The sequence below is a fragment of the Massilia frigida genome (assembly GCF_011682175.1).
Taxonomy (GTDB): domain Bacteria; phylum Pseudomonadota; class Gammaproteobacteria; order Burkholderiales; family Burkholderiaceae_D; genus Telluria_A; species Telluria_A frigida.
The window spans coordinates 1-325 of the sequence record NZ_WHJG01000207.1 but is presented as its reverse complement, the minus strand read 5'-3'; the positions used below and the strand labels follow the sequence as shown (position 1 = coordinate 325).

Annotated in this window: 2 tRNA genes; both read right to left on the bottom strand. The window is 47.7% G+C overall.

The window, feature by feature from the left end:
- Window positions 1-20 precede the first annotated feature (20 nt).
- A tRNA-Ala gene (locus F2P44_RS34715) sits at window positions 21-96 on the bottom strand.
- Between the two features lie 102 nt (window positions 97-198).
- Window positions 199-275: transfer RNA gene (locus F2P44_RS34710), tRNA-Ile, on the bottom strand.
- Between the last annotated feature and the right edge of the window lie 50 nt (window positions 276-325).

Sequence of the window (325 nt, the reverse complement as noted above, 5' to 3'; positions counted from 1 at the left end):
ACTTTCAAAGTTAAGTAGAGTGGTGGAGGATGACGGGATCGAACCGACGACCCCCTGCTTGCAAAGCAGGTGCTCTCCCAGCTGAGCTAATCCCCCGGTCTTGTGTGGCTTTTACTCTAAAAATCATCTGGCTTTGCCAGTGATTTTTTGACTAACTAACCCAAACGAAAGTAGATTTTTACTTTCGTTTGATAACCTTGGTAGGGCTGGTTGGACTCGAACCAACGACCCCCGCGTTATCAACACGGTGCTCTAACCAGCTGAGCTACAGCCCCGACTTGGACACTGCTACTGTTTCTTCTAAATTCAACAGTCGATAAGAGTG